The organism is Psychrobacter sp. VH5 (assembly GCF_050572635.1).
Taxonomy (GTDB): Bacteria; Pseudomonadota; Gammaproteobacteria; order Pseudomonadales; family Moraxellaceae; genus Psychrobacter; species Psychrobacter celer.
The window spans coordinates 2,206,494-2,221,676 of the sequence record NZ_CP192145.1 but is presented as its reverse complement, the minus strand read 5'-3'; the positions used below and the strand labels follow the sequence as shown (position 1 = coordinate 2,221,676).

General features: G+C 48.2%; 11 protein-coding genes and 1 pseudogene. 5 read left to right on the top strand and 7 right to left on the bottom strand.

Annotated features, from left to right (window positions below; all coding sequences use genetic code 11):
- Positions 1-397: 397 nt before the first annotated feature.
- Entirely contained in the window at positions 398-3,184 is a 2,787-nt protein-coding gene (locus tag ACNFVB_RS09320) for a heavy metal translocating P-type ATPase (RefSeq protein WP_430737304.1), read from the top strand.
- Between the two features lie 95 nt (positions 3,185-3,279).
- Here ACNFVB_RS09320 and ACNFVB_RS09315 read toward each other — a convergent pair whose 3' ends face one another.
- Positions 3,280-4,002 (bottom strand): Bax inhibitor-1/YccA family protein, encoded by a 723-nt coding sequence (locus ACNFVB_RS09315; protein ID WP_075102647.1) that lies wholly within the window; start codon positions 4,000-4,002, stop codon positions 3,280-3,282.
- A 4-nt stretch (positions 4,003-4,006) separates the two neighbouring features.
- On the opposite strand from ACNFVB_RS09315, the gene ACNFVB_RS09310 reads away from it, so the two are divergent.
- The 3 genes from ACNFVB_RS09310 (at position 4,007) to ACNFVB_RS09300 (ending at position 5,699) form a co-directional block, all read left to right on the top strand.
- Positions 4,007-4,228, top strand: coding sequence for a hypothetical protein (locus tag ACNFVB_RS09310; protein WP_430737303.1), 222 nt, complete (start codon positions 4,007-4,009; stop codon positions 4,226-4,228).
- A gap of 85 nt (positions 4,229-4,313) precedes the next feature.
- On the top strand, positions 4,314-5,318 hold the full coding sequence (locus tag ACNFVB_RS09305) for an NAD(+) kinase (RefSeq protein WP_430737302.1): 1,005 nt from the start codon (positions 4,314-4,316) through the stop codon (positions 5,316-5,318).
- Positions 5,319-5,384: 66 nt separating this feature from the next.
- Positions 5,385-5,699: a YeaC family protein gene (locus ACNFVB_RS09300; RefSeq protein ID WP_201584742.1), complete on the top strand. Its 315-nt coding sequence runs from the start codon at positions 5,385-5,387 to the stop codon at positions 5,697-5,699.
- Between the two features lie 134 nt (positions 5,700-5,833).
- Here the strand turns inward: ACNFVB_RS09300 and ACNFVB_RS09295 are convergent, their stop codons facing one another.
- From ACNFVB_RS09295 to ACNFVB_RS09270, 6 genes and pseudogenes are all read right to left on the bottom strand, one after another.
- Positions 5,834-6,208: a HopJ type III effector protein gene (locus ACNFVB_RS09295; RefSeq protein WP_075101716.1), complete on the bottom strand. Its 375-nt coding sequence runs from the start codon at positions 6,206-6,208 to the stop codon at positions 5,834-5,836.
- Positions 6,209-6,439: 231 nt separating this feature from the next.
- Positions 6,440-6,607: pseudogene (gene csrA, locus ACNFVB_RS09290) on the bottom strand (carbon storage regulator CsrA); the annotation flags it as partial.
- Between the two features lie 366 nt (positions 6,608-6,973).
- Positions 6,974-8,260, bottom strand: a complete 1,287-nt coding sequence (locus ACNFVB_RS09285; RefSeq protein WP_105243795.1) for an aspartate kinase — start codon at positions 8,258-8,260, stop codon at positions 6,974-6,976.
- A gap of 362 nt (positions 8,261-8,622) precedes the next feature.
- Positions 8,623-11,295 carry an alanine--tRNA ligase gene (gene alaS, locus ACNFVB_RS09280; protein ID WP_430737301.1) on the bottom strand — a complete coding sequence of 891 codons (2,673 nt, stop codon included), beginning with the start codon at positions 11,293-11,295 and terminating at the stop codon, positions 8,623-8,625.
- Positions 11,296-11,481: 186 nt separating this feature from the next.
- Positions 11,482-12,576 (bottom strand): YkvI family membrane protein, encoded by a 1,095-nt coding sequence (locus ACNFVB_RS09275; RefSeq protein ID WP_430737300.1) that lies wholly within the window; start codon positions 12,574-12,576, stop codon positions 11,482-11,484.
- A gap of 217 nt (positions 12,577-12,793) precedes the next feature.
- The gene (locus ACNFVB_RS09270; protein ID WP_430737299.1) at positions 12,794-14,509 is read right to left on the bottom strand and encodes a TIGR00341 family protein; all 1,716 of its coding nucleotides are present in this window, start codon (positions 14,507-14,509) and stop codon (positions 12,794-12,796) included.
- Positions 14,510-14,899: 390 nt separating this feature from the next.
- Here ACNFVB_RS09270 and ACNFVB_RS09265 point away from each other — a divergent pair, with 390 nt between their 5' ends.
- On the top strand, positions 14,900-15,112 hold the full coding sequence (locus tag ACNFVB_RS09265) for a hypothetical protein (RefSeq protein ID WP_105243791.1): 213 nt from the start codon (positions 14,900-14,902) through the stop codon (positions 15,110-15,112).
- Positions 15,113-15,183: the final 71 nt, after the last annotated feature.

The window sequence follows — 15,183 nt, the reverse complement described above, 5'->3', positions numbered from 1 at the left end:
ACGCAAATTGACAACTTTTTCAATCTATCATCGTCAACGACAGTATTCATGGGTATTTAGCGGTCAGTAGTTACCGCTGCTTGAGGGAGTTGCTTATAGTATAATCGATAGTCAAACTGCACAGTGATTCTAAGTTGATAGATTCTAAGCTAATAGACACTAAGCTGATACAGGTCATACCCTCGTCACCAGCAGAATGTTACGGGCAGTCTAAAGAGCATGTCAGCTACTGACACACGATAGCAGTTTGTCTAGGCGACCATGATGTAATTTTTATGAATCCGCGACGGCGTGGCCTATTTATTTACAATGCAGACACGACCTAGTCAGTTTATGTAACGCAAATTTAAAGCAAATAAGGTTCGAGCAAACCTGTCTAAAGGAAATAAGGGCGATTATGTCTAGTGTTCCATCACAAACGGCATCTACCAGTCAACGCTATGAAGATAGCTCTATCACCGAAGGTTTGGTGTTGCCTCTTGCAGGCCATTGTTTTCACTGCGGAGACCCTGTGCCTGAGCCGCCATTTTATACTGAGATATTGGGGCAATCGCGTGAAATGTGCTGTATGGGGTGTCAGCTTGCCTCTGAGAGCATCGTAGAGGCTGGGCTTGAGCAGTATTATTTGGACCGCTCAGAGATCAACCGCACCGCCAGCCTACCTACGCAGCTGACGCGTCTTGAAGCCTATGATCATGAAGAGATCAAATCACAATTTGTCTACGCACAAGACGGTATGTCGGTGGCTGAGCTGTCGGTCAACAACCTGCGCTGCGCCGCCTGTACTTGGCTGATTGAGTCGCGCTTAGATGAGCTAGAGGGCATTAGCAAATGCCAAGTCAACTTGACCAACCAGCGCATGCGTGTGATCTGGGATGAAAGCCGCCTACCGATCAGCCGTATTTTAGCAGTCATCAACGAGATCGGCTACGAAGCCAAGCCATACCGTCAAGACACTCACGAGGCGATGCTGGCACGTCATAACAATCAAATGCTCCTGCGCTTGGGTATTGCAGCGCTGGGCTCGATGCAAGCGATGATGTATGCCGTTGCGATTTATTTTGGGGAATACAGCGATATGCTGATATTTCAGCGTGATTTTTTGCGCTGGGTGTCGTTGTTTGTCAGTACGCCGGTTTTCTTTTATGCAGGTATTCCGTTTTTTACCTCGGCATGGTCTGCGATTCGCGCACGTCAGGTGAATATGGATGTGCCCGTCAGTATCGCACTGGTTGTCACTTTTTTTGCCAGTCTGTACGCCACCGTTACTGGGCAAGGTGAGACATACTATGATTCGGTCAGTATGTTTATTTTCTTTTTATTGGCGGGGCGTTATATCGAGCATAATGCTCGCCTAAAAGCGGCGACCATGGCCAATGACTTGGTGGTGGTTGAGCCGGTATTGGTACAAAAAATTGCTGAAAACAAGGATGCCGCTGCACAGATATTACAGCATTTTGAGCAGAGCCCCTCGATACAAGATGGCGCGAAAAACCCCTCGAGTGCTGCTAAACTTGGTGACGCGAGCATAGCAGCGGCCCAAAAAAACACAGGCGGCGCATCAGACGCCATCGCGGACTTTACCCAAAGTATGGATAGCAGTCTGCAGCAGCTGACAGTGCGCATCGCGCAAGCGTGGCAAGCACAGCGCGCAAACGCTGCATACGATACAGAAGACAAGCAGATGGTCACTGCGCATAGCTTGCAAGTGGGCGATATTATTTTGGTAGAGGCAGGCTCTGAGATCATCAGTGATGGGATATTGCTCAGTCAGACAGCCACCGTCTCGCAGAGTTTGTTGACCGGTGAGGGCGATTTGATTCTCAAAACGCAAGGCGACTATATCGTCGGCGGCGCACAAAACGACAGTCAGCCGTTTGAGATGTTGATTACCGCCTTGCCAAAAGACAGCCAAATCGGCTTGATCGATAGACTGATGAACCGCGCCATGAGCGAAAAACCCAAGCTTGCTCAGCAGGCAGATAAGCTGGCACGCTGGTTTGTGGCGCGTATCTTAGTACTGTCGGTATTGGTGTTTGTCGGCTGGTATATCGTCGATCCTAGCCAAGCGATTTGGGCAACGGTCGCAGTACTAGTGGCGACTTGTCCTTGCGCGCTATCTTTGGCCACGCCTATTGCCTTGACGGTTTCGACCAACCGTTTGGCAAGCTATGGGTTTTTGACCACGCGTGGACATACGCTACAGACGCTTGCAGAGATTACTCATGTGGCGTTTGATAAAACAGGTACCCTGACGTACGGCAAGCCTAACTTATTAAATATTGAGCTGATGACTCTGTTGCCAGACAGCGAGCAAGCAGGGCAGACACGCGCTGAGCAAAAAGACAAAATGCTGGCGATAGCCGCCGCCTTAGAAGTCGGTAGCCGTCACCCGATTGCCCATGCACTGTTGACCGCAGCGTATCAGTTGCATCTGCCTACCACTCAGTTGTTGCAGTACTATCCTGCAGGCGGCGTCGAGGCGGTAATTGATGATGTACGCTATCGTATTGGCCATGTGGATTTTGCCTTAGACAGTACAGATCATGGGCGACATATTGACTTGGTGGCTGAGCGCGCAAGCTCGGCGGTGGTGTTGTCTTGTCAGCAAAGTGCGGGTGCGTCATGGCAAGCGTTGGCCTGCTTTTATTTTAATGACAAAGTGCGTGATAGTGCCAAGCCGATGCTCGATGCGTTAAAGGATTTGGGTATCGAGTCTGTCATGCTGACAGGTGACCCAAGCCCGCAAGCGCTGCGTATGGCTGAGAGTTTGGGCATGCAGGCCGCCTACAATGGTTTGTCGCCGACAGATAAGGTCGATCATATCCAAAGCCTACAGGCACAAGGGGCGGTGGTGCTGATGGTCGGAGATGGCATCAATGATGCGCCAGTGCTTGCTGCTGCCGATGTGTCAACCTCGATAGCAGGCGCGGCAGACTTAGCACAGGTATCGAGTGATAGTATTATTTTGGACGGTCAAATCGAAGCCATTACCGCAGCCAAGCGTATCGCTGATAAAACCGAACGCATCATCAAACAAAATTTTCGCTGGGCAATTATTTATAATGGCAGTGTACTGATACCAGCGGCGCTCGGTTATGTACCGCCATGGTTAGCGGCCATTGGCATGTCGCTTAGCTCTTTGTTTGTGGTGTTAAACGCCCTGCGGCTAAAACGCGCGTAGCTGCCACCGAGTCACTGGGACTCTATAAGCTTATGCATAAAAAAACCGCCTTAACCAAGGCGGTTTTTGTTCACGGTGATAGCGTTGTATATCATTTAGTCTTGTAGGTAGCTTAATAAGCGCATAAACTCAATGTACATCCAGACTAGCGTGGCAAGAATGCCGATACTAAATAACCACTCGTAATCCTCTGATACGCCCATTGCCACACCGCGATCGATATTATCGAAGTCTAGTAGCAAGGTAAAAGAAGCAATGACGATGACAAATAAGCTAAAACCAATAGCGATAGCGCCGCCCTCAAACAAGAAAGGCAAGGTCGAGCCAAATACCAACGACAACACCCACTGCGCGACATAGACAAGCATAATGGCAATGACCGCTGAGGTGACGATAGAGCGGAACTTTTCAGTGACCTTTACCAGCCCTGAGCGGTATAGCCCCAGCATCACCGCTGCCGTCACAAACGTCGCACACATCGCCGTGACCGGCACGCTTGGGTACATGCGCATAAAAAACAGCGAGATACCGCCCAAAAACACACCCTCTAACAGAGCATAAGGGACAGCAAACGTCTTGGCTTTTTGTGGTTTAAAGGTGATAAAAATGGCAAGACCAAACGCGGCAAACATACTTACCATGGCGGCCATCGTGATAAAGCCTTGTGATAGGCCTGCCATCAGTGCATAAAAGAAAAAACCCACACCAGTGATGGCAGATAACCCGAGTAGCAGACTGGTCTTTTGAATCACGCCCTTGACCGTCATTGGGTTACCGCCGATCGCAAGCTCTGCGCGACTGACAATAGGATTGGCCATACATATGTCCTTAATTAAATATAAAAATAGTAATGTCAGCTACTTTAGCAAAACCGCCATCATTGTCAACTGTGTTTGCGTGATGAAAAGCAAGGCTGCGCGGCGTTATAAAGCGCTGATCTACACCCAGCAATGGCAGCATTTTGGTAGCCAAACAAGCACAGCTACAAACTCATCTAGTGGTAGCGTGCACTGGTTTTTATCTGGGGTCGATTACGACTGTTAACAACGATAATGCATAAACATGCTAGTCTAAGCACGTATTTATCGCTATCATGAGCTGGTATTTTACTGTTATACCGAGTCTTTTTATGGAAAACTCAGCGCAGTCTGCAAGATTGCCACATTTACACGAATCCGAGCTGTTCCACGCCATCAAAAACCCAGCTTTTCGGCGTATTGGCCTCATGGGGCGTGCCGGCAAGCGCAGTGTGACCCAAAGTCTGGTGCAAATTGCCCAAACCATCAATGACATGAACTTGACGTTGATCATGGATATGCAAACCGCCAACTTACCGACGTTAAACCTTACCGAAATCGAAAAAGTCAAAATCGTCAAACGCAGCTTGATCGGCGAGATTTGTGATTTGGTCATCGTTGTCGGTGGGGATGGCTCTATCCTGCATGCGGCCGAGGCGTTGGCACGCTACCGTGTGCCTGTTCTTGGGGTCAACCGCGGTCGCCTTGGGTTTTTGGCGGACGTAAAGCCGGACGAGGCGGCCTTTAAACTGCGCCAAGTACTGATGGGTAATTATCAGCTGGATCATCGGTTTTTATTGACCATGGAGATACGAGAAGGGCGCAACATCATTCATGAAGACATGGCACTCAACGACGTGGTGCTGCATGCCGGTAAGTCAGTCCATATGATCGACTTTCAGATGAAAATCGATGATCAAGATGTCTATCGGCAGCATAGTGATGGCTTGATCGCGGCGACGCCAACCGGCTCCACAGCCTACGCGCTATCAGGCGGTGGCCCTATCATCCATCCAAGTATGGATGCCATTTGTCTGGTGCCCATGCATCCTCATACGCTCTCGAGCAGGCCGATTGTGGTGAGCGGAAACAGTGAGGTGTGTATTCGCATACATGAAGACAACCGCACCCAGCCGATGGTGAGCGCAGATGGCAAGCCAAGCGTACCCTTAGATCAAGAGCAGCGCCTATATATCCGTAAGCACCCCGACAAATTGACGCTACTGCACCCGCCAGGTTTTGATTTTTATGAGGCATGTCGCACCAAGCTACACTGGAACGTCCATGCTGAAGAATTCAGTATGGATGTCGATGATGATATCATAGACGATGAATAAGCGTTTTTAAGACACAAATATCTTAGATGATAAAAAACACAGTCATACATAGTGAGAGTAGGCACGATGGATAAAGAAACGATATTAGCGAGTTTGACGCCAGAGGTGGTCGATAAGTTTCGTATGGCGATTGAGCTGGGTAAATGGCCAGATGGTCGTAAGCTAAGCGCGGAGCAGCGCGAGACTTGCATGCAAGCGGTGATGGTATGGGAGCACGAGCATCTGCCGCCCTCTGAGCGTACCGGCTATATTCATAAGCCAGTAAAAGACGATGGCTCAGTCGTTGGGGCAGAGTGTGATGTCGAGCATGAGCATCACTATCCAAACATGCCCAATCCCAAAGGCGCGGTACAGCCTGTGAAGTTTCGCAATAAGCAGTAAACAGACCGTGATAAGCAAAATAAGCGCTCAGTTGATTGTGTATTGAAGTTATCTTTGTATTGAGTTGACTGAGGAGCACACAGCAAAAAGCCACGCTCATGAGCGTGGCTTTTTTTGGTTTGATAGATTAGGTTTTAAAGTGCAGTGGTATCCACACTAGGGCGAACCGTTAGTGGGTTTTTTTGCATCAAAAACCCTTGCCAGCCCCAATGTAAAAAGTTGCGAATATTGGCATGATCTGTGCCGTTAGGCGTCGCTAGGACTTTGGCATAATGCTCGCCAAACAGTTTTAGCGTGTCTAATTGGTTTAGGCCATGATGCTTGGCAAACCCAAAAATCTTGGCACTGCCTTCGTTTTCACCAGCAGCATTATGTACCATACCGTTGACAAAAGGCGCTGGCGCATAACGATAAAAATCATCAATAAAACTGATGACATCATTGAATCCAATGGCTTTTTTGTCCAAACCATTAAGTAGGGCCGATACATCTGATTGGCGGATACTCATAAATAAATGACCTCAGAGCAGATTAAAAAATAAACCTATTAGATTATATAGTTATAAAAACGACAGTACTTCTAAAAACACAGCGTATTTATAAAAACACACTTCTAATAGATGCTCAATGATTATTCGTGATTAATCGTTCAGTTTTATCGCTCAACGATTAAAATAGTCTTCGTCATCAAATGAAGGCGCAAAATTGCCTTGCTCAAGATGCTGCATTTGCGACTGTACAGAACGCTCATGCTGAATACGTTGGTAAATCTCTTCGCGGTGTACGGCAATATCTTTGGGTGCGTTTACACCGATACGTACTTGATTGCCTTTGACACCAAGGACAGTCACACTGACCTCATCACCAATCATTAGCGTTTCGCCCACGCGGCGTGTCAAAATTAACATGCGTCACACTCCTTATGTCGCATCAACAAATTATTACTCATCAGATTACTTCTCGATTGCAGGACATCGCCGCAGCACAAAACAAACCATGTGTTGATCACAACATAATGATTGTGCCAATAACGGCGATGATAGGTAGATTCATTTAGCCCAAATGAAGCCCCCATTATAGGGGGCATAACAGTTACTGTCACGGGTTTTCACAAAACTATTGGGTAAATACGCAGCCTAGTAATAATAAAAAATAAAAATAGGATCTAAAAAGACCCTATTTTATTAAATATATTAGACAAAGTAATTGATACTGATTTAATTGATAACCGTTGATGCTAAGTTGATAGGTTTAATGGTGATATCAATTATAAATTATAGCCCAGCGACTTTGCTATCGCCATCGTCGCGGTCTAGACCGAACGCTGTATGCAATGATTTGACCGCTTTTTCTAGATGCTGATCTTGAATCAAGACAGAGACTTTGATTTCACTGGTCGAGATCATCTGAATGTTGATGTTGTGCTCGGCCAAGGTTTGGAACATCAGGCTTGCAACCCCTGCGTGTGAGCGCATGCCCACACCGACCAAAGATACTTTGACCACTTCACTGTTACCCAAAATTTCTTTGGCACCGATGTCGTCTTTGACTTCGTCGTTTAGCACTTTCATAGCTTTGTCTAAGTCAGTACGGTTGACGGTAAAGGTGAAGTCAGTGGTACCTTGATCCGATAGGTTTTGTACAATCATATCGATTTCGATATTGGCACGTCCAATCGGGCTTAAAATAGCAGAGGCAATACCAGGGTGATCAGGTACGCCGCGCACTACAATTTTTGCTTCGTCTCGGTTAAAGGCGATACCTGAGATGATTGCCTGTTCCATACTGTCTCCTTCGTCTATCGTAATTAGGGTGCCGACATTGTCTTGAAATTCTTGGTCAAAGCTACCGTCAGTATTTTCATCAAAGCTAGATAGCACACGCAGCGGCACGCCATATTTACCAGCGAACTCTACCGAACGAATCTGTAGGATTTTGGAGCCAAGGCTTGCCATCTCAAGCATTTCTTCAAAGGTAATTTTTTCAAGCTTTTTGGCTTTTGAGGTCACGCGTGGATCGGTGGTATAGACGCCATCGACGTCGGTATAGATTTGACACTCATCAGCGCCTAGTGCTGCTGCAATCGCCACGCCGGTAGTATCAGAGCCGCCGCGGCCTAGGGTGGTGGCATTGCCTTCTGCGTCGATACCCTGAAAGCCTGCGACGATGACGACATTGCCAGCATCGAGCTGTTCGCGGATGTTTTCGTCATCGATGCTCTCGATACGGGCTTTGTTATACGCGTTATCGGTTTTAATCGCCACTTGGCGACCCGTCAATGAGCGCGCCCCCACGCCCAGATCTTTTAACGCCATCGCAAGTAATGAGATGGAGACTTGCTCTCCTGTTGAGACCATTTGGTCGTATTCACGTGGGTCAGGTTGGGTACTGATTTGGCGTGCCAAATCGATCAAACGGTTGGTTTCGCCGCTCATGGCTGAGACCACGACGACCACTTGGTGACCGTTATCATGCCAGCGTTTGACTCGTTTGGCGACGTTTTTTATGCGGTCGATACTACCCATCGAGGTGCCGCCATATTTTTGTACTATTAACGCCATAAAAATCTACCTATTATTCAATAATGGCCTTTTTTATCATCGCTGTGCATCTATGTGACGCCCAATCAATGTCTGCATAGATAAAGCCGTATTATAAGAGTTGCGCCCTATGCTGTTTGCTATGTTGTGCTGCTGAGCAAGTGAATGAACGATATGTTCAAACGTTGACCTTTATATCATATCTGCTAAGCAACGTTAAGTGCCAGCAGTGCTTAGATGCATGGCGATTGGTTATGAAGGCCATAACCAACCCGCATCATGCGACAAGGATTGCTCTATGACACTCAGATAGCATTTAGGCTGGATAGCATTTGGTTTAGGTAGCGCTTAGGTTTTCGTCCCAGCGCCATGCCCGAGATGCCCTAACCTAACTGCTCGGCAATCCAAGCGGGTAGTGCGTCGATGACGGCTTTTGCACTGTCAGATTTTGGTGCGCCGCCTTGCGCATAGTCAGGCTTGCCGCCGCCTTTACCGCCCAGCTCGCTTGCTAGATGACGAATAATATCGCCCGCCTTTATTTTGTCGGTGACAGATTTTGCCACACTGGCGGCCAATGCCAATTGCTCGTTTTTATCACCGATCAGGACAATGACGCTATCTGGCAGTTTGGATTTGATATCATCCATCAGGGTACGGATGGATTTGCCATCGATACCGCTTAGGGTGCTGATGAGTACAGGCGTGTCTGCGATGGTCTGTACTTCATCGAGTAGATTGGCTGCTTGGGCACTGGCCATCTTTTGCTGCAAACGCCCAAGCTCTTTTTCTAGCTCGCGCTGCTTGTCGACCATCGTACGTACACGCTGTGCCACGTCAGGGCGCTTGGCTTTTAGCTGACTTGCCAGCTCGCTGAGTTGCTGCTCGCCTTGCTGTATGTTTTTGATGGCGTTCATGCCAGTGACGGCTTCAATACGGCGGATACCAGCGGCGATACCAGATTCGCTGGTGATTTTGAGTAGGCCTATATCACCGGTGCGCTGCACATGCAGACCGCCGCACAGCTCGATAGAGAAAGGCTTGCGCTGACCATCTACGATGCGCTCTGTGCCCATCGTCAATACACGGACGTCACTGCCATACTTTTCGCCAAACAGCGCCATCGCCCCTTGGTTCATGGCTTCATCGATGGACATATGCTCGATACGGGTCGGGGTGTTGGCTTGAATTTGCTCATTGACGAGGCGCTCAATACGGCTAATCTCATCGGGCGTGACAGGTTTGTCGTAAGCAAAGTCAAAACGCAAAACCTCACTGGATACCAATGAGCCTTTTTGGGTGACCGCATCGCCCAGCACTTCTCTTAGGGCTGCGTGCAATAGGTGAGTGGCTGAGTGGTTTTTGGCACTCGCCGCGCGGATGCTTGAGAGCACTTGAGCATTGGCGGTTTGTCTGCTACAAATCTCGCCCATGGTCACGACGCCATGATGAATGATGGCTTGCCCAGATTTTTTGGTGTCTTGTACGGCAAACACGCCTGTTGCAGTGTGGATTTCGCCCAGCTCACCGACTTGACCACCGCCTTCAGCATAAAACGGGGTGCGATCTAGGACCACGACGCCTTCCATCCCTTCAGCCAAACGCTCAACAGGGTTGCCATCTTGATAAAGGGCATCGATGCTCACGCCATCTTCTTCTAGCTGCTCATAACCAATAAATTCAGTAGGACTCTCAACTTGAATGACGCTGCTATAGTCCACATCAAACTTACCAGCATCACGAGCCCGCTCGCGCTGTGCTTGCATGTGTTCATCGAACTCAGCCTCATTGATGGCGATACCGCGCTCGCGTGTGATGTCAGCTGTCAAATCAAGCGGGAAGCCGTAGGTATCATAAAGCTTAAACGCCGCTTCGCCAGAGAGGATATCACCATCTTTTAGGCCTTCAAGCTCAGAGGCGAGCAGGCGCAGACCTTGCGCGAGTGTCTTAGCAAACTGCGCTTCTTCTTTTTGAATGGCGCTCTCAATCGCGCTTTGTTTGTCTTTTAGCTCGGGATAAGCGTCGCCCATCTCTGCCACTAAAGGCGCGACCATTTTATAGAAAAATTCACTATCAGCGCCCAGTTTGTTGCCATGACGTACCGCGCGGCGAATGACACGGCGCAGTACATAACCGCGGCCTTCGTTGCTTGGTGTGACGCCATCTGCAATCAAAAACGCCACTGCACGAATGTGGTCGGCGATGACTTTGAGTGATGACTGCTGCTGATTGTCAATCTCTAAAATCTCAGCCGCTGCCTCCATGAGATGTACAAATAGATCTATCTCATAGTTGCTATGGACGCCTTGCATAATGGCGCTGATACGCTCAAGCCCCATGCCCGTATCGACACTTGGCGCAGGCAGCGGCAGCATTGTGCCGTCTTTTTGGCGATTAAACTGCATAAAGACGCAGTTCCAAATCTCGATATAGCGGTCGCCGTCTTCTTCAGGCGTACCCGGCAGGCCGCCTTCGACATCGGCACCATGATCATAAAAGACCTCGGTACATGGGCCACAAGGACCGGTGTCGCCCATGGTCCAAAAGTTATCTGACGCATAAGGCGCGCCCTTATTATCACCGATGCGGATAATACGGTCGCTTGGGATGCCGATGTCATGGTGCCAAATATCGAACGCTTCATCATCCGTTTCGTAAATGGTCACATACAGACGGTCTTTATCAATGGCCAACCACTTATCTGAGGTCAAAAACTCCCAGATATATTCGATACCAGATTTTTTGAAGTAATCGCCAAACGAGAAGTTACCGAGCATCTCAAAAAACGTATGGTGGCGCGCGGTATAGCCTACATTGTCCAAATCATTGTGTTTGCCGCCAGCCCGTACGCATTTTTGCGAGGTCACCGCACGCGTATAGTCGCGCGTTTCCATGCCCAAAAAGGTTTCTTTAAACTGATTCATGCCCGCGTTGGTAAATAACAATGTCGGGTCATTGTGCGGAATCAAGCTAGACGATGACACTTGGGTATGCTGCTTGCTGATAAAAAAATCGATAAAGGCTTGGCGAATATCGGCTGTTTGAGATGGCTGGCTCACAGCGGCTCCTTACTGACGGATAGAATTGAGTAAAATAATTTTGCAAGCGATTTTAGCACAAACGCCCAAGCTCTTGGTATAAGAGTTATCACTGTTGGGGTATTGTGCCAAGGTCAATGAGGCTTTCATTTACAAACAATCAGCGTGAACGTCTTACCGCAAATGACGGCATGAATCGTTCAACTGCTAACTTGATGTTTGAGCTTGCGCTTGTATTGGCTGCTTGCGATTGCGTACCCATACCCAAATAATAGCCACGATCATGATGAGACCAATAATGCCCAGCATGGGATACACGGTGCTAATGAGTGTGCTAAAACCGAGCTGGCTTAAACCAAGACCCACGATAGCAAAAAACGCGCTAAGTGCTTTGAAGCGGTTTGTCCCTGGTGTTGCAAAGCGGGTACTAAAGGCAAAAAACATACCCACGGCGGTGCTGTATATCATACAAATGAGCGTCGCTGACATGATGATCGCCAACACGGGTGAGATGTTTGAAGCCAGTCCTAGAGTAGGCATCTCAACACCGATGAGTGTGTCGATGTTAGCGAAAAGGCCAATATTGAGTAAAAATACTAGCAAGCCCAAGCCGAGCCCGCCCATCGCGCCACCGCTGGCTGCTGTTTTTTCGGAGCGAGTCATACCGCCAATGACTGCCAGCATAGGAAAGCCAACCGCGATATTAAATGAGGCATAAAGCACCGCCCCAAAAAACCAATTTGAGATCGGCCAGTCTGAGCTGATAGTAGGTATTTCTTGCGCTACCTTATTTAGCGTCTCACTTGAGGCGGTGCTGTTAAAAAATGAGTAGGTGGTAATCGCCAATATCAATAGCAGCAGCACAGGCATGATGATACTGATTAGCCTGATAATGCCTTTTACTTTTAAGCAGAGTGTGGCGACGACCAGTACCGTCATAAAAACACTGCCTACCAGTGGTGGCCAACCGTACTGCTGCGTAAAGATGGAACCACTACCAGCCAGCATGACCACGCCCACACCAAATAAAAAGAATGATAACACCACATCTACAACAAACCCAGCGCGCGTACCAAATAAGGTATACAGTACTTTTTTGTGTGAGTGGGCCTGCATATTTGAGCTCATGCGCGCAATTTGCATACCCAAAAAAGCAAACAGCGCGGCACTAACCAGTGTGCCAATAACACTTGCTATCCCGTAGCCGGTAAAAAACTGAAGGACTTCTTGGCCAGAGGCAAAACCACCGCCAACGACTACTGACATATAGGCTGCGGCTATTTGCCAAGATTGTTTGTTCACTATGATGTACTCCTATCCCTGAAGTTTAGGTTGGTGAGGCTAATCTGCCTGAATTGTTGCTGCGGCGCAAAGTATAGTATTCAATGCTTTATTGACAGACGACTGCGCGTCAGACAACAAGAGCATGGCAGTAAGGCTGTAAAAAAAAGCCTAGATACTAACACGGCATTGGGAAGTCAGCAATCGAGTACAGCCGATACGTTTGATTTACACGCCCTCAGCGTGAATTGGTCAAAATCGCGGCATCTGTTTTGTCGAGTTTGTCTTGTGTCAGCGGATTGGACTCAATGACCTGTACGGGTAGGTAACGCAGCTGGAGTTTTATCGGCAGATAATCAGGGAAGTTTTTTGCCATATCTTGGGTGATGCGGGTTTCTATTTGCTGCACGTCATAAGCGCTCGGTGTCGTCTCACCGCGGATGACAGCGCGGACCACTTGGTTTTGCTCAGTGCTATCAAACTGAGTGTTGGTCAGCACGTTGCCTTTATCAATAAAATAGCGATTGATGGCTTCTTTGACACTGCTTTCAAACACTTGCTGCTTGGCGTTGGTTTGTAGGTTGATGGTTAGATAGGTACCGAGGCCGCCTAACAATAACAACGTCACCGCGTTACGCTGCAAAAAAGTCAGGTAGTTGCTGGACTTGTAGTCGTCATCGACCAGTCGCCGAAACCCAAGCACCCACAGCACTAAGGCGTTGGTAAACTGAATCGCAATGATGTTGGTCACTGCCAGTAACAGCGCGCCAAAGCCTAGCTGCATCTCACCATTGGCAAACAAAATCCCGCTGGCGGCCAGTGGTGGTACCAAAGCAGTCGCCACCGCCACCCCAACAACGGCAACCGAAAGATGCGGGGATACCATAGCATAAGCGCCGGCTGTGCCACCTGCTAAGGCAATCATCAAATCCATAGAGGTCGGCTGCGTACGCGATAAAATCTCGGCGGTGAGAGGTTGGTCTTTGTGCAGCCAGCCGACGATGAAACCAACTATCAACACTAAAGTGATGCCCAAAAGTACCGTAATCAGCGATTTACGCAGCAGCGGCATCCGGTGATCGATAATGGCCAATGCCACGCCCGTGATGGGCCCGAGCATCATAGCCACCAGCATCGCACCAATCACCACCGCAGCTGAGTTGGTCACCAGCCCATAGCTGGCAATGATGGCTGAGAGGATATTCATGATAAAATACATCCTGCTGGGCAGGGCGTTGGCCTCTATCTTTACCCGTACCTCAGGATAGTCGATTTTTTGGTTGCTAAACTGCTCCGCTGCAAACTGCTTATAAGACTCTAGTTTGGCTTCTTTTTCTTCTTTTATCTCATCCTCTTGCTGGTCGCTATCATCTGTTGCTGGCTCGTCTGTTGTTTTGCTCGCTTTTAGCTGCTCTGCGTCGGTAGTTTTGGTTTGTTGCTCAGCATTCTCTGGGTTTTGCTGCTCCTCATTTACTTCGCTGTTATCGTGTCCTTGGTCATTTTCTTTATCATATTCTTGGTCAAGGGCGTTAGTATCTGTCTGTTGCTGAGATACGGATGTAGAGGCTTGCTCGGCTGTTTGTGTCGGCGTTTGCTCAGCATCAGCATCAGGGTTTAAAGGCTCTGATTCTGAGGTTGGCTGGTCGTTTGCTGATGGTGCATCGGGGTCCGTGGTCTCTAAGGTCGCAACGACGACATCAGGTGCGATGGACTCCATGCTAATCTTAGACTCAGGAGGTTTGGCACATGCCATATCGTCATCTTTATCATCGTCATCACCTCTACTGTTATCAGCGCTATTTTCTATTTCGGCGTCATCAGTGACAGTAGGTTCGACATCAGTGTCTGTCTTAGTCGTTGGCGTCTCTAAGCTTTCATCCGTGCGAGATGGTGCCGTTGTATCAGCGGTGTGGCTGGATGAGTGGTGGGCTTTTTGTTTATCAACAGACGTCATAATAGGTAGCTTTCTATCAAAAAAAGACACTCGCTATTGTAATGATAAATGGCCGCAGATGTGTGGGTTTTTTGCGAGTCGTCATCGAGCAGCATCAGAGCAGGCAGCACCGAAGATAGTAATGGATGGTTATTTAGCGCAACACGGTTGATGGCTATGAACTACGGACGGTGGACTCAGTCAGAGACGTGGCAATAGGAAAAATCGGTAGTATAAAAATGATGTAGCAATAATGATAAAGAGGTTTATTATAAAAACCTTAATAATAGCAAGGTCTTTGCCCGTTGTTACTTGCTATAACTGGCCTGAGGGTTTGTGAGAAACACTTACTTTTTTTGTGGATTTAGTGTATAAAGGAGTTATACCTACAAAAAAAGTAAGGAGTAATTCATGAATTGGCCATTATTCTCTGTTATTTACTCAATCGCTGCGACCGTGACAGTCGGTGTCTTTATCATTGGTGCTTTGGTGACAGGTTTTAATCAAATTCCGCATGTACAAATCGCGGTAGTCGCCGGTCTTTTGCTCTCTATTCCTGCAGGTTTGTTTTTTACCAAAAAAGTCGGCAGCATCACGGGTAATGAGGAAGGCTATAATACGTAATCGCATCTTAGCTGAATGGGTGACTTTCTGTTTTTGGATTTGCACCAAACCTATACCTAGCCACTGCTTTA

What these genes read in the sequence shown, in the direction of transcription:
- ACNFVB_RS09295 (WP_075101716.1), bottom strand. Translation starts at nt 6,208, where the DNA reads ATGAGTATCCGCCAATCAGATGTATCGGCCCTACTTAATGGTTTGGAC.
- ACNFVB_RS09315 (WP_075102647.1), bottom strand. Translation starts at nt 4,002, where the DNA reads ATGGCCAATCCTATTGTCAGTCGCGCAGAGCTTGCGATCGGCGGTAAC.
- ACNFVB_RS09270 (WP_430737299.1), bottom strand. Translation starts at nt 14,509, where the DNA reads ATGACGTCTGTTGATAAACAAAAAGCCCACCACTCATCCAGCCACACC.
- ACNFVB_RS09305 (WP_430737302.1), top strand. Translation starts at nt 4,314, where the DNA reads ATGGAAAACTCAGCGCAGTCTGCAAGATTGCCACATTTACACGAATCC.
- ACNFVB_RS09285 (WP_105243795.1), bottom strand. Translation starts at nt 8,260, where the DNA reads ATGGCGTTAATAGTACAAAAATATGGCGGCACCTCGATGGGTAGTATC.
- ACNFVB_RS09310 (WP_430737303.1), top strand. Translation starts at nt 4,007, where the DNA reads ATGTCCTTAATTAAATATAAAAATAGTAATGTCAGCTACTTTAGCAAA.
- ACNFVB_RS09300 (WP_201584742.1), top strand. Translation starts at nt 5,385, where the DNA reads ATGGATAAAGAAACGATATTAGCGAGTTTGACGCCAGAGGTGGTCGAT.
- ACNFVB_RS09320 (WP_430737304.1), top strand. Translation starts at nt 398, where the DNA reads ATGTCTAGTGTTCCATCACAAACGGCATCTACCAGTCAACGCTATGAA.
- ACNFVB_RS09265 (WP_105243791.1), top strand. Translation starts at nt 14,900, where the DNA reads ATGAATTGGCCATTATTCTCTGTTATTTACTCAATCGCTGCGACCGTG.